The organism is Rhizobium leguminosarum (assembly GCF_002953715.1).
In the GTDB taxonomy this organism is placed as follows: Bacteria; Pseudomonadota; Alphaproteobacteria; order Rhizobiales; family Rhizobiaceae; genus Rhizobium; species Rhizobium leguminosarum_V.
Map to the genome: position 1 here is coordinate 182,570 of NZ_CP025015.1, position 12,659 is coordinate 195,228.

At 62.0% G+C, this 12,659-nt stretch carries 11 protein-coding genes and 1 pseudogene; 8 read left to right on the forward strand and 4 right to left on the reverse strand.

Annotation, left to right across the window (positions count from 1 at the left end):
* Window positions 1-276 precede the first annotated feature (276 nt).
* The 3 genes and pseudogenes from CUJ84_RS33165 to CUJ84_RS33175 all read left to right on the forward strand — a co-directional run.
* A complete protein-coding gene (locus CUJ84_RS33165; protein ID WP_082935752.1) occupies window positions 277-627 on the forward strand; it encodes a transposase in 351 nt (116 codons plus the stop codon).
* 93 nt (window positions 628-720) lie between these two features.
* Entirely contained in the window at window positions 721-969 is a 249-nt protein-coding gene (gene tnpB / locus CUJ84_RS33170) for an IS66 family insertion sequence element accessory protein TnpB (RefSeq protein WP_158687000.1), read from the forward strand.
* 74 nt (window positions 970-1,043) lie between these two features.
* Window positions 1,044-1,404 (forward strand): annotated as a pseudogene (locus CUJ84_RS33175) (transposase domain-containing protein); the annotation flags it as partial.
* 347 nt (window positions 1,405-1,751) lie between these two features.
* Here CUJ84_RS33175 and CUJ84_RS33185 read toward each other — a convergent pair.
* Genes CUJ84_RS33185 through CUJ84_RS33200 form a run of 4 tightly spaced genes read right to left on the reverse strand, consistent with a single transcriptional unit; the run spans window position 1,752 to window position 4,693 of the window.
* Window positions 1,752-3,113, reverse strand: a complete 1,362-nt coding sequence (locus CUJ84_RS33185; RefSeq protein WP_105009788.1) for a ThiF family adenylyltransferase — start codon at window positions 3,111-3,113, stop codon at window positions 1,752-1,754.
* Complete coding sequence (locus tag CUJ84_RS33190; RefSeq protein ID WP_105009789.1) at window positions 3,110-3,559, reverse strand: Mov34/MPN/PAD-1 family protein; 450 nt, start codon at window positions 3,557-3,559, stop codon at window positions 3,110-3,112. The genes CUJ84_RS33185 and CUJ84_RS33190 overlap by 4 nt, the downstream gene beginning before the upstream one ends.
* On the reverse strand, window positions 3,556-3,993 hold the full coding sequence (locus CUJ84_RS33195; RefSeq protein ID WP_105009790.1) for a putative metal-binding protein: 438 nt from the start codon (window positions 3,991-3,993) through the stop codon (window positions 3,556-3,558). The genes CUJ84_RS33190 and CUJ84_RS33195 overlap by 4 nt, the downstream gene beginning before the upstream one ends.
* Window positions 3,986-4,693, reverse strand: a complete 708-nt coding sequence (locus tag CUJ84_RS33200; protein ID WP_105009791.1) for a multiubiquitin domain-containing protein — start codon at window positions 4,691-4,693, stop codon at window positions 3,986-3,988. Before CUJ84_RS33200 ends, CUJ84_RS33195 begins: the two co-directional genes overlap by 8 nt.
* A gap of 136 nt (window positions 4,694-4,829) precedes the next feature.
* Between CUJ84_RS33200 and CUJ84_RS33205 the strand changes: the two genes are divergently transcribed.
* From CUJ84_RS33205 to CUJ84_RS33225, 5 genes are read left to right on the forward strand one after another with little or no spacing between them, the layout of a single operon-like run.
* Complete coding sequence (locus CUJ84_RS33205) at window positions 4,830-5,219, forward strand: MbcA/ParS/Xre antitoxin family protein (protein WP_105009792.1); 390 nt, start codon at window positions 4,830-4,832, stop codon at window positions 5,217-5,219.
* Window positions 5,179-5,919, forward strand: a complete 741-nt coding sequence (locus CUJ84_RS33210) for an RES family NAD+ phosphorylase (RefSeq protein ID WP_245457654.1) — start codon at window positions 5,179-5,181, stop codon at window positions 5,917-5,919. Before CUJ84_RS33205 ends, CUJ84_RS33210 begins: the two co-directional genes overlap by 41 nt.
* Window positions 5,909-6,292 carry a hypothetical protein gene (locus tag CUJ84_RS33215; protein WP_105009793.1) on the forward strand — a complete coding sequence of 128 codons (384 nt, stop codon included), beginning with the start codon at window positions 5,909-5,911 and terminating at the stop codon, window positions 6,290-6,292. The genes CUJ84_RS33210 and CUJ84_RS33215 overlap by 11 nt, the downstream gene beginning before the upstream one ends.
* Before the next feature lie 20 nt (window positions 6,293-6,312).
* Complete coding sequence (locus tag CUJ84_RS33220; protein WP_105009794.1) at window positions 6,313-8,961, forward strand: PD-(D/E)XK nuclease family protein; 2,649 nt, start codon at window positions 6,313-6,315, stop codon at window positions 8,959-8,961.
* Window positions 8,958-12,269 carry a UvrD-helicase domain-containing protein gene (locus tag CUJ84_RS33225; protein ID WP_105009795.1) on the forward strand — a complete coding sequence of 1,104 codons (3,312 nt, stop codon included), beginning with the start codon at window positions 8,958-8,960 and terminating at the stop codon, window positions 12,267-12,269. The genes CUJ84_RS33220 and CUJ84_RS33225 overlap by 4 nt, the downstream gene beginning before the upstream one ends.
* The last annotated feature ends 390 nt before the right edge of the window (window positions 12,270-12,659 follow it).

Genomic DNA, 12,659 nt, shown 5'->3' on the forward strand with positions numbered 1-12,659 from the left:
GGCCACGATGGGCCTGGGTTATGCCTCAGTCGACAGGGTGATTTCCCGCCACGTGCTCATGGCGGCGTTTTGCAGTTTTCGATATTCGGCAGTGGTCGTCTTCTTGCGTTGAAGATGGAACAGGTTTGCGATCGGGCCATGGATGGAGATGAAGCGCTGGCATTGCCCTGCCGACTTGAACCGGATCATACCTCGTTCGCGCTGTATTGCGGACAGACGATTCACAAACTGTGAGCTTCTATGTCTGCGCCTAGCTCTGGAACTAGAAACTTCCATATGATCGAGGCTGTTCCGGAACGGCTTGAGGGCGCCCCACGGCAATTTCGGCGCCGCTGGTCCGATGATTTTAAAGCGCGGGCTGTGGCTGAGGCAATGGAGCCCGGCGCAAGCGTCTCGGCCATTGCGCATCGCATCGGCATACATCCCTCGCAGCTATTTGGCTGGCGTCGTGATGCTCGTGACGGACAACGATCCTCCTCGCAAGATCGGGCTGGTCAGACAGAGACTGGGACGATTGGCACACGTGCGATGATCGAGCTTATCATCGGCGACGTCGTTATCCGGGCCGACGCAGATATCGGCGAAGCACACCTGCAGCGGGTGATCCGAGCGGTGCGATCGGCATGATCCCGTCCGGCGTGGAGGTCTTTCTTGCGAGCCATCCCATCGACTTCCGAAAGGGGCCGGACAGCTTGCTTTCGCTGGTACGGGATGCTGGCAGTGATCCGTTCAACGGTGCAACTTTATGTCTTTCGGGCCAAGAGAGCAGACCGAGTCAAGATCGTGTGGTGGGATGGCTCCGGCGTTTGCCTCTATGCGAAGCGGCTGGAAAAGGCCCAGTTCTGCTGGCCCCGGATCGGCCATCATCGCGTCCAGCTCAATCATGCCCAGCTTCTGGCTTTAGTCGACGGAATGGACTGGAAGCGGGTTCGATCCACGCCGGTGAAGCCTCCCGAGATTGTTGGGTAAAACCGCTGCGGCGAAGTGAATCAGGTCCCTGAAACCATGGGCGGAGCGCGGCAAAATATGCTCTGATCATACCCATGACGCGGCCCGAGATTGAGCTCCCGGATGATGTAGAGGCTCTCAAAGCCATGGTCCTTGCCATGGCCGCAAAAGCAGCCCGCGTCGAGGCTTTGGAGAAACAGGTTGACGATCTAGAGGCCCGCAACGCGGACGCCGATGAGCATCGAGCGGCTGACGCAGATCCTGAAGGCTTTCGATCGCGCCCGATTTGGCCGACGCTCGGAAAAGCTCGGCTCATCCACCGTCGATGACGAGCAGCATGCCTTTGTCTTCGAAGAGATCGAGACCGGCATTGCGACCATCGCGACGCTCCTGCAAACGGCAAAGATGAATGCCGTCGATCCGCAAGCTTGGTTGACCCAGATGCTTGAGCGCCTTGCGAATGGATGGCCCAGCAGTGAAATCGGCGCGCTCATCCCATGGAATTACGCCGCCTGAACGGCCCCGGCTTGTCGCTTACGGAAAAATAGACCAAGAAATCAGATATTTAGATTCGATGCGGTGGGTCTTCGGTCCAGATTCCTTTCAAAGCGAAAAGCTGGTCCGATGCAGCGCCCGTGTCCACACTGCCGTCGCGTGCTCAACGGCCGCTTCGCGCCCGCAAGTCGGATGTTGCGCGGACTATTGTGACGTCCAACAAGCGGACATCCGAACGCACGGCAAGAGTTGCACTATTAGCGCAAACCGGTTGCTCATCGTGTTAGCCCTCGGCCTGCACGGTAATCTCAGCGGACTTCGCCATTCTGGGTCCATAGCGAGTGAGCGAGACTGCGCGCATCATCATCTGCGCAGAATTCGCATTCCGGCACCCGCGGGCGCAGCCGCCGGAGCCGGCCGATTGGCGCGCCCCAAGGGTCGACCGTCCAGTAGTTTGTTGTCGCTGCCTGGTGATTGGAGCGCAAGAGCTCGACAACCAGCAGCACTCCTGCCAGGGCCGACACAAAGGCGAACGGTGCCAACACCTGCCGGCCCTCGGGCGTGAGGAGCGCCTGAGCACTGCAAAGCTCCTTGAACAGAGTGTCGTAGGCCCTGCCTACGATCGTACTCGCCTCGACTGAAAAATGCGCCTTCGCGATCCGTGCTGCCGCATCAGGCGAGATGAATCCTTCTCGAACCGTCTCGATGTCGATGCCTAGCGCCTCGGCGATGGAACGTTCACGGGCATGCTCGTCGGGAATGTGACGATAGATACAGGCGAGACACGCATCATCGGTCGGCTGGCTATGGCTGTGGACGATGACGGCGCGTGCATCGGTCGTGGACGCATCGATAACGCGCCGCGGAATCTCCTTCTGCAAGGACCGTCGCGCTCGGCGGCTGTCCACCGTCACGATCGCGGTGTCGGCGGGTCCGGTTTTTGCAACCAGCTCACCAAATGTGCACGCGTGCGGCTCGAGCCTCAGCCCAGGGAAATCCGGTTGGGCAGCTTGCGCCAGGGCCGGCGCCTTCGGCAGACCAACATGATCGCCGGTGAAATAGAGGCACCGATTGGGATTGCCCTCTCCGACGACCTTCGGATCGACCATCCGCAAGGTGCCGCGAACCTCCAGATGGCGGAGCGCGCGTAAGAAGCCGTTCCCGACGGCGCCTCCACCGACCAGCACCGCACCGGAAATATCAAGGGCTGTCGCAAGTCCACGTTCCGGGATGCCAAGCTCGGCAAAGTCCACGGACAGCGGAAGGCCGAAACGCGGCAGGCTCGACGATCCGATAACACGATGCAGCGCGGCTGCCGCAATATGGCATGCTGCGAGCGCCGTCAGCAGCGGATGGACATGCTCGTTCGAATGGCGCAGCGACGCTGCATCGATGGTGACGCCACGCTGATTCAGTGAGGCAAAAAGATACGGTCCGGATGTCGCGGGTTGCACACTCCCGATCACCAGCTCAAGATCCGGCTTGCCTTCATCTGAGCGCGCCACGTGGATGGTGCGCTCGAGCAGTTCGCTGACTTCGCCACCTACCGCGGTAAACCCCGGAGCAACCGTTACGAGAACCGTCTTGTCGAGACGTTGGGCCGCATCCGCCTCTTCGATCCCGAGGAGCGAGGCCAGCATGCGCGCATTTTCCTGACCGACAGTCGTCATCGGCAAATCTCCAATAGGGTTCCACCGGTCGCTTCTTCCCACCGGTTTTGAGTTGACAGCACGTAGGTCGCGGCGAGCCCGAGGAAATTGTCGACTGTCGCCTCTTGTGCGAACCGCGGCAATACGAGCGACAGCGCGCCCGCGTGTCGTACGATCGCCCACTCATCATCGGCCCCAGAGTGGAAAGCCCGGCCGGGATGGGAGTGAACCTGGGCGAGTACGCGCAGGCGTTTCTCGCGCAGATGCGCCAACAGCATCTGCATGCTCTGGCGATCGAAGTAGAACAGGTCGGCTCGCGTCCGTTGCCGCGGCTCGTAGAGTTCATCAATGCGATCAGCGCCGCTACCGAGCCAGAGCACCGCCCGTTCGTGGCCGATACGTCCGCCCGCCTGCAATCGCTCGATGGTCGACGCCACCACAGATCGTCCGACCTTGATCCGGCTCATCCAACCGCCCTCTTCCAGCCGCGCCATAACTGCTCGAGGATACCGAGCAGATCCATTCCCGATTTTCCGCGATAGCCATCCCAGCGCTCGCCGAAATGGCTGGAATGCGTGTGGAACTCGCGCGAGCCGCGCATGCAGACAAACGGCCGGCCGGTTGAGGGATGGGCACCGCCGTTGAAGATGCTGCCCACATTGGGCGGAGCCGAGCTCAGATGCGCCCCGCTCGCCGACAGCAACTCAATCGAGGGCGGCAGGTCATTCCACTGGTCGCAGATCATGCGGATGCGTAGCGGCTCCGCCGTCGCATGTCCGAATATGACATCGAGGATCGGGTACTCCGCACTGACGACGGTCCAGGCGCGGTGGGCGACAGTCCGCGCACTCAGGCGGCAGACGTCGCCGTCGAACTTGGTGCGCGAAAGCTGCTCAAGCACCGCCGCCTCCTTCGCGCGGGCCCCACTCAAGCTCCACCCTTCCCGTCAGCCCGTTTTGGGTGAAGGTGCGATCGGGGTTAACGTCACGCCCCCCGACGGTCACCACCCAGTCGGTGGTGTCGGTGAGGCCCAGCTTAGCGGCGGCGCGCGCCAACACCTGCTTCACCACAGTAACGGGGGGCACGCGCAGCGCGCCTTCCTCGGGGAAGGTGCCGCTGGTCGTGAATACCGTCACCTCGATAAACTCGTGCGGGGCCTTGGGACGGGTGCGCAGATGCTCGACCGCCTTGTCGGCCAGCGACAACGTCCCGCCGCTCGACAGGACAATGTCGGGCTCACCTGCACGTTCCAGCACCAGCTCGCGATCCGGGGGCATGGCGATCAGGTTGACCAGACGGTTGACGTTGATCGTGTCACTACCCCAGACCTGGTCGATTTCGTCGACCGTGAAGGAGAAGACCCGGTCGCTCTGCAATGCATAGAAGCGCGGATCGACGTGGTCTCGCAGGTCGATCTCGGCGTCGAGCTCCACAAGTTGCGCTTGCCCCGCCGCGGCTAGAATCAGGCGGTAGTCGGACGGGGGCTTCAACCCACCACGCGTCAGAACCTCGCGACCCGTCACGATCTTGTCGCGGGACGTCACCGGCGCGTCGTTCAAGAAATAGGCCTCGGCACGGGCCAGTTCGTCAGTAGCGCTCATCGGTCGAATCTCCTTGCTCAAGACTCTTGACGCCGTCCGCCATTGGACTAAACTTCGATTCGAGTCCCGCTATAGACAGTCTATGTATGGACTGATTACGCCGTCAAGTCTAAAATGAGATCGGAGGACATTAATCATGGGAGAAAACGCTCCCGGCGCCCTAGCGAGCGCTGGGCAAACACGGATTCCTGTTGAATTGCAGGCCTTCTTTCGGATGGCAGAGCGATGGAACCTTTCCACTGACCAACAGATCACCCTTCTCGGGTCCCCGCCGCGCTCAACATTCTTCAAGTGGAAAAAGGAGGGAGGAGCCGTCCCCCCCGACACTGTCGAGCGCCTCTCTCATCTGTTGTCGATCTGGAAGGCCCTGCAAATTCTCTTCACTTCTGACCAGGCCAGCGAGGCCTGGATCCACGCACCGAATGACTTCTTCAACGGCGACAGCGCGCTGGACGTCATGCTGGGGGGAAAAGTGATCGATATCTATGCTGTTCGGCGGTACCTCGATGCCCAGCGCGGTGGATGACTACCCGGTCGTGCGCTTTGCCGCGAACGGATACCGGCTGATCCCCTCGCGGTTCCCGCCGGTCTCGGTCTATCGCGACCTCATCGCGCCCGATCATGTCGAAACACTGGTCGAAGTCGAAAACAAGACCAATCCCCGTCTGCGCCTGCAGGACCGCCTGATGGCGCGGCGCGAGGGATCCAAGCTCGATTCCGCAATGCTCCAGAACTGGAATTTGGCTCCATTCACCTATGAGAACCCCGAGGGCACGACGTTCTTCGCCCCCGAGCGATCGTGCCTCGAGCTCGCCGACACGCCCCAGACGGCGTTGGTGGTCTCGATCGCGCGCCGGGCGCGCTTTCTGTCGCGCACAAGGGAAGCTGCGACCGGACTCGACATGAGGATGTTGAAGACACCAGTTGATGGGAGGTTCATCGACCTGCGCCAGGTGTCGGCCGAGCTTCCGCAAGAGCAACGCTGGTCATTGGGCGATTCGGTCCCCGCCGATGTCGACGGCATCCTGTTTCGGCCGGCCGAGCGTCCCACGGCAACGGCCATTGCCGTCCTCAAAGGACAGGTGCTCGGGAGGTCGATCCAGACAACGCACTACCGGTTTGAGTGGAACGGCGTTCGCATCGACAGGCTCTATGCCTTCGACGAGCAAGGGACTGTCCTGCGCCCGGAGAGTCTCGCGGGAAAGGAAGAGGTTCTTGCAGCGTAGAGTCGAAATCGTCCTGTCCTGGGCAAAGGACTTTTGGCGCGCGCTGTGGCCTCGGCGCTCGAAAGCCCATCGCGTGCCAACGCAACGGTACGCCCCGCGACCGCGGGTCGGCTTTGCGCATTGGAAAGGAACCGGTTCGGCGCCGGCAGGCCATTGGGCCGCCTGTCACCCCTCGACCGAGCACATCTTCAAGGCCGAGGTGACGTGTCCGCGTGGACACCAACTTACGCTCAAGGGGCACTCCATCAGCGCCGAGGGGCAGGTCCAACCGAGCGTCGTTTGCAGGCATCTCGGCTGCGACTTCCACGAATTCGTCGTGCTCGACAACTGGGCGCAGCGTCGCGCGGCGGTGCCCGCGATCCGCACGAGCTGAGATCGGAGCAACTGAGACCTTTGGCCATCAAGCGTCACACGATCATCGTCGAAGGCACCCTTTCCTTTCGCATGCAGCGCGTCGCCGCAGCGCGTGCGGGGGACCACGGTCGGGACGTCTCGACGCTCCCCCTGCTCGCTGCCCGCCTTGCGGGTGGCTTCGTCCGGCCCGCAGACCAGGCCACCCTAGTCCCAATCGTTGCTCGAGCGCTCAGCGAGTTCACTTTCGAAGAATTGGAACAGGTCAAGACCCGCCCGGGCATGGCGCGGGCCGTGCTCGCGAGTCTGGCGCGGATATGGGCCGCGGACATTCGGTTCGACGATCTGCGTTATGGGAGCGCCCGTCTACGCGATCTGGGGCGCATCGAGGCCTACCTACACAGCCATCTCCCAATTGGTGCGCTTCTGCCCCGAGACCTTCGCGACCGAGCGATCGCGCGTATGGCACATGCCCGTGCCACCGTTGGCAACCTGCATTTCCATAGGCTGATTTCGATCGACCCGCTTTGGCGGCCGCTCATCAAGACCCTAGCCTCAGTTGTGGAAATCACCTGGGACCCGCCCGGCGCACGCGATCGGAGTTGGTTCCCCGGCACGATACTGCCCTCGAAGATAGAGCCTCCGCAGGATCTGATCTGCGACGTTTGTGCCGATCCTCGCGCAGAGGTCGTCGAGGCACTTCGCTGGGCTCGCGAGCTGTTGAGCGATGGCAAAATACAGGCCTCTGACATTGCGATCACCAGCGCTGACCTCGGCCCATGGGACGACCACATGCTGGTCCTCGCCGCGGGCGCTAATCTGCCAATCCATTTCGCGAGCGGCGTTTCCGCCCTGAGCACTCGCGCCGGCCAGGCGTGCGCGGCGTTGGCAGACGTGATGATCAACGGCCTTTCGCAGGATCGCGTTCGACGTCTGTCCCAACTCTCCCCCTATTTGTCGGAGGCCGTTCCTGCTGACTGGATGAAAGGCATCCCGACCGAGGCGGGTCTGTTTGAACCGGAGCATTGGGCCAGCAGCCTCGAGCAGCTTTCGCGTTCCGATGGTCCCTCCATCGCAGCGACCCTCATCCCAGTACTGCGTGACCTCGATGTCGGACCTCAGGCGGCGGTCAAACTCGGAGAAATCCTGCTGCGGGGCAAGAGCCTCGGCCTCTGGCAAGAAGCGCTTCGCCTGGGGCCGGCTGCGGCGATGGAGATGACCCTGACGTCACTGCGTATCGCTGACAAAAGCGACCCTGCCAACAAGGTCGTCTGGGCAAGAGCGGCTGACCTCGTTGGTGAGCCGCGCAAGCACATGCGCCTGCTGGGACTTTCGAGCAGAAGCTGGCCGCGCGCCGATGGTGTGGACCCGCTGGTGCCCGATCACGTCCTTAGGGAGCGTGACTTGGTGGATCTTCCCCGGCTCGAACGCGATCGGCTGGCCTTCGAGGTTCTCGTAAGTCACCCAGGCTCGCGCGTTGCGCTGTCACGCAGCAGGCGCTCGGCGGACGGCGCGTTCCTTGCCAGGAGCGCGTTGCTGCAACGGAAGGTCACGGAGCGTCCGCTAACGCGGACCAGACCCCCAGAGCATGCGTTCAGCGAAGGGGATCGTCTGCTTGCGCGCATTGATGATGCGCTGAGGCTGCCGCGAATCCAGGGTGTTGTGTCTTGCTGGACCGACTGGACAATCAGGCGGGAGCCTACGCCGCATGACGGCGGGTTCCGGAAAGACCATCCGGCCGTTACTCGTGCGCTGAGCATGCCGCAGTCGGCAACGTCCCTGCGGCGCCTGCTGCGTGATCCGCTCGGCTTTGTCTGGCTGCGGGCATTGGGAATGACCGCGCCCGAGCTTGCTGTTGAGCCGCTGCAACTCGATCCCGTTACGTTCGGCGACCTCGTGCATGAGTTACTGCGGCTTGCGATCGAGCGCATCGAACCCACGCCCGGCCTTGTCGGCGCAACGCCAGAAGAAATCGACAATGCCCTTGGCGGGGCAGCACGCGACATCGCCGAGCGTTGGCCGCTGACCCAGGCGGTGCCACCAAAATTATTGTGGTTGGACACCATCGAGGAGGCACGGCGGCGCGCCCGTCGCGGCCTCACGATCGACGAACGCTTCGGCCAAGGGACCCGCAGCTTCAGCGAGGTCCCGTTCGGCAATCCGCAATCGCCGGCAGAGCGTGTCGATCCATGGGATGAGCGCCAGGAGGTCGTGATCGGCCAGTCGGGCATCCGCCTGAAGGGCCGTATCGACCGTGTCGATGTGAAGTCCGATCGCTGCGGTGTGCGAATGTCCGACTACAAGACCGGCAAGACGCCGCGTAACGTCCGTGAGGTGATCCTGGACGGCGGGGCGGAAGTTCAGCGCGCGCTCTACGCCACCACGATCAGGCAGCTCAACCCGGAAGCCCGCACCATCATCACCCGGCTCGTTTACCTCGACACGATGGCGCCTGCAGCAGGCCTTGATGGCGACACCCTCGAGCGGGCGGAGGAGACGCTGCTGCACTTCATCGACATTGGGGTGGAAGAGCTCGGAAGCGGCGTCGCCTATCCGGGGCCAGATGCGTTTGCAGGCTATAATGACCTCAGGATCGCACTGCCGGCAGCGCTCGACCGCTATCGGGGGCGGAAGGAGGAAGGCTTCAAAGCCGCTCAACAAAGGCTCGCGCCACTTTGGGATGAGCCATGATGATGCTGAGTGATGCCGTCGAACGTAATCGCGTTCTCACCGAACTCGACAAGACGTTACTGGTCGAAGCGGCGGCGGGCACGGGCAAGACATCACTGATTGCCGGTCGCGTCGTTATGCTGATGCTGAACGGTGTACCACCTCGCGGCATCGCGGCGATTACATTCACCGAGTTGGCCGCCAGCGAGTTGTCGCTGCGCATTCGCGAATATGCAACGCAACTGCTGGCGGGCGATATCCCGAAGGTCCTGCGCGGCGCTGTCAGCCTTGAGCTGCTCAATGACAAAAGGGATGTCCTCAGGTCGGCGATTGATGACTTCGACGAAATGACCGCGTGCACGATTCACGCGTTCTGCCAGCAGATCATCATGGTCTATGCCGTCGAAACGGGGCTTGATCCCGGATCACAGATGATGGAGGCGCCCACGGCAGATGCGATGTTCGAGAGCGTAATCTCCGGCTGGCTGTTCGACCGCCTCTCTCACCTTATGCAGGAAAGTGAGGATCCAGTCGCTGTCCTGTCCAAGTTTGAGCCCCTGAAGGTCGTAAAGGACAGCTATGACCTTGCCAAGCTCAAGCTTGCGCACCCCGGCGCCGGCACAGTCCCGGTCGAGCTCTCGCTGCGCAAGGACATTGACTTTGTCGAAAGCGTTCGCGTCTTTCGCCGCTGGTACGCAAACTACCCCAAGGAGCGCAGCACCGGAGCATTGATCGAGGAGTTCGAGATGCTCGCCGAATTCTACGAGAACTGTTTCGAGACAGAGCCCAGCTTCACCCGACTGTGGGAACTCGCGAACCCGCCGCGCACGCCCTCGATGAAGTGGAACGAATTTACATTTACCGAGCCGCGCAATCTTGGTCGTTGGAAGTCGGCTTACGGGATAGACGACGGGCCGGGGCTCTCTCAGCAGGCCGACGCGCATTTCCGCGCCTGTGTGGACCGGTTTTCTGATATGCTGGGCCAAATTGGCGATGCGATGGTCGGCCAGATGTCGCGTGCCCTTGATCCGGTCACGGACCTTTACAGGCAACGCAAGGAAAACGCCGCTGTCCTCGATTTCGATGATCTGCTGCAGCGCGCCCATGCCCTCGTCACCACCAACGATGTCGTCCGCACCGGGATAGGTGAGCGCTTCGCACACATCCTCATCGATGAATTTCAGGACACCGATCCGATACAAGCCAGTATCCTGTTTTCGATCTCGGCCCGCAGCATGCCCGTCCGATGGCAGGACGCGGACCTTCGTGACGGGGCGCTGTTTGTCGTCGGCGATCCCAAGCAATCCATATACGCGTTCCGCGGCGCCGATATCGATAGCTACAATCAGGCGAAGGAGGCCATTGCCCGTCTCGGCGATCACCGCATCATACATATCGGTGCCAATTTCCGCTGTCAGCCAGGCGTCATCGACTATGTGAATAGCGTTTTCCAATCGGTCCTCGATGCAGATGGACAGCCAAGCTACAGCGCACTCACTGCTACGCGCGAGGGGGCTTTGCACGGACTCGCCTGCGCGTCCCTTGTGGCCGTAGGCGATGGCCAGAAGGCCAAAATGGCACAGCAGCGGGATGACGAGGCGGCCGTCATTGCAGAGATCTGCTCGAAGCTCATCGGAGCCATCGAAATCGAGGACGAGCACACCGGCGACCCCCGCCTCCTCGAGGCGGGCGATATCGCTCTCCTGGCTCCAACCGGCACCGAGCTCTGGCGCTACGAACGCGCACTGGAAGCGCGCGGGCTTGCCGTGGCGTCGCAGGCCGGCAAGACGCTCTTCCTGCAGCAGGAGACGCAGGACGTCCTTGCACTGTTGCGCGCGCTCGCGGATTCGCGCGACCGGCTTGCATTCGGAGCCTTCATGCGTGGACCGATGGTCGGCCTCACGGACGAAGAGCTGCTCGACATTGCCGAAGAGGTCCATCAGGCCGGCCCCGAGGCCTCCCCTACCGGCCTGTTCGACATCACGACGCCGCCGGCCATGGTTTCCCATGGCGTCGCCCGCTCCGTCCTTGAAACCCTGCAGAAACTTCGCGCGCGCGTGAACGTCACAACGCCGCGCGTACTCTTGGCCGAGGCAATCGAGCAGCTCCAGTTGCGTGTCGCGCTGTCAGTGCGGAGCGGCAACAATCGCGCTGCGCGCTCGCTTGCCAATCTTGATCGGATTGTCGAGCTCGCGCGGCCCTTTGATGTTCGGGGCCTCAGGGCCTTCGTCCGCCATCTCCAACTCGACTGGGATCGACGCGCCTCGCGCCAGGAAGGAAGGATTGACGCGTCGAGAGACGCGGTCGAGATCGTGACCATCCACAGCGCGAAAGGTCTCGAATGGCCCGTGGTGATCCCAATCAACATGGGGACACAAGCAAGGCCGTCGGAGCGATTTGTGCATCGGCATTCCGACAACACCCTTCATTGGGTCATAGGGGGCGTTTCCTCCTCGGCGCTCAGGCGTGCCCGCGAAGAGCAGGGGCGACGACAGGCGCTCGAAAACCAGCGCATGTGGTATGTGGCGTGCACGCGCGCCCGAGACCTGTTGATCGTGCCCTACCTTTCCTCTGCGGGACCCGCGGCTTGGTCGAAATTGGTCAATCTCAGGTTTGATCTCCTCGAAGAACTGAAGCTCTATGCGCTCGAGCCTCAACCGGCCACCGGCTCCAAGGCCGTGGTTGTCTCCCAGGACGCCGACACATTCGCCCGGCAGGCCGCGATCGTGCAAGCGGCGACGCCGGCGCTCCGCTGGGTGAACCCTAGTGTGCATGACGCTGATCGAGCGGAGATCCTCACACCCGCCATTGCTATCGAGCCGGGCAGCACATTCGAATATGTCGAGCCGATCGGCGCCGGCAGAATTCGGGGATTGATCCTGCATAAGCTCATGGAAGAGCTTTTGACCGGAGAGCTCTCGCCGCAGGATGATATTACCGCCCGGGCGGAGCGCCTTCGCGACGAGCTTCTCGCCCTCGATCCCACAAACGGGCCTCCGGTTCCGGGCGAACTCGCGGCGACAGCGCTGCAGACGCTTCGGCTCCCCTATGTGCAGCATCTCCTCCCTTTCCTTGTACCGGAGCTCTCTGTCTGGAGTGAGTTGGACCCCGGCAATCTTCTCGCTGGCCGTGTCGATGCGATCGCTATTGAGGACGGTAAGGTCTTGGAGGTTCTGGACTGGAAAAGTGATCGCGACACCGACCTGCACCGGGAGGCGTATGTTCAGCAGTTGCAGCGCTACCTTCGGGCAACGTCGGCACCGCGCGGCGCGATCGTATACATGACCACGGGAGAAATCGTGCCGGTCCTGCCCGAGATTGACGCCTGACAGCCAAGCGGAGCCCGCATGTCCGTTTGGATTCGGCAGCCGGACCGCCATTCCCTTATAACTGGCCTCGAAAGTAGATCGTCTCCTGTTGCGCCCAACCCCGCCACCGCAAGCCGGGCAACCGCTTGTTTTACCGGGTAATTCACCTTCAGTGAGACTCGGAATAACTGGGTAGTCAGTTCCAATCCCTTCAAGGCGAAGACGCCGGTCAAGCCGCTGATTCGATGCCCTCTGCGGTTCACGCTCAACGACGGCTTCGCGGCGTCCATTTCGGCCAATCGGCTTGTCGCCAACTCCCGAGACCGGACATTGCCGTGTTACTTGGCCCCGTCCAAGGGGGTCGATTCTCAGACTGTCTGGTTTGTGACCAGCCATGCCAAAGCCGACTTC

Bases quoted from the DNA above. Each gene is read 5' to 3' on its own strand.
- CUJ84_RS33165 (WP_082935752.1), top strand. From the start codon at position 277: ATGATCGAGGCTGTTCCGGAACGGCTTGAGGGCGCCCCACGGCAATTT.
- CUJ84_RS33185 (WP_105009788.1), bottom strand. From the start codon at position 3,113: ATGACGACTGTCGGTCAGGAAAATGCGCGCATGCTGGCCTCGCTCCTC.
- CUJ84_RS33190 (WP_105009789.1), bottom strand. From the start codon at position 3,559: ATGAGCCGGATCAAGGTCGGACGATCTGTGGTGGCGTCGACCATCGAG.
- CUJ84_RS33200 (WP_105009791.1), bottom strand. From the start codon at position 4,693: ATGAGCGCTACTGACGAACTGGCCCGTGCCGAGGCCTATTTCTTGAAC.
- CUJ84_RS33205 (WP_105009792.1), top strand. From the start codon at position 4,830: ATGGGAGAAAACGCTCCCGGCGCCCTAGCGAGCGCTGGGCAAACACGG.
- CUJ84_RS33210 (WP_245457654.1), top strand. From the start codon at position 5,179: ATGCTGTTCGGCGGTACCTCGATGCCCAGCGCGGTGGATGACTACCCG.
- CUJ84_RS33225 (WP_105009795.1), top strand. From the start codon at position 8,958: ATGATGATGCTGAGTGATGCCGTCGAACGTAATCGCGTTCTCACCGAA.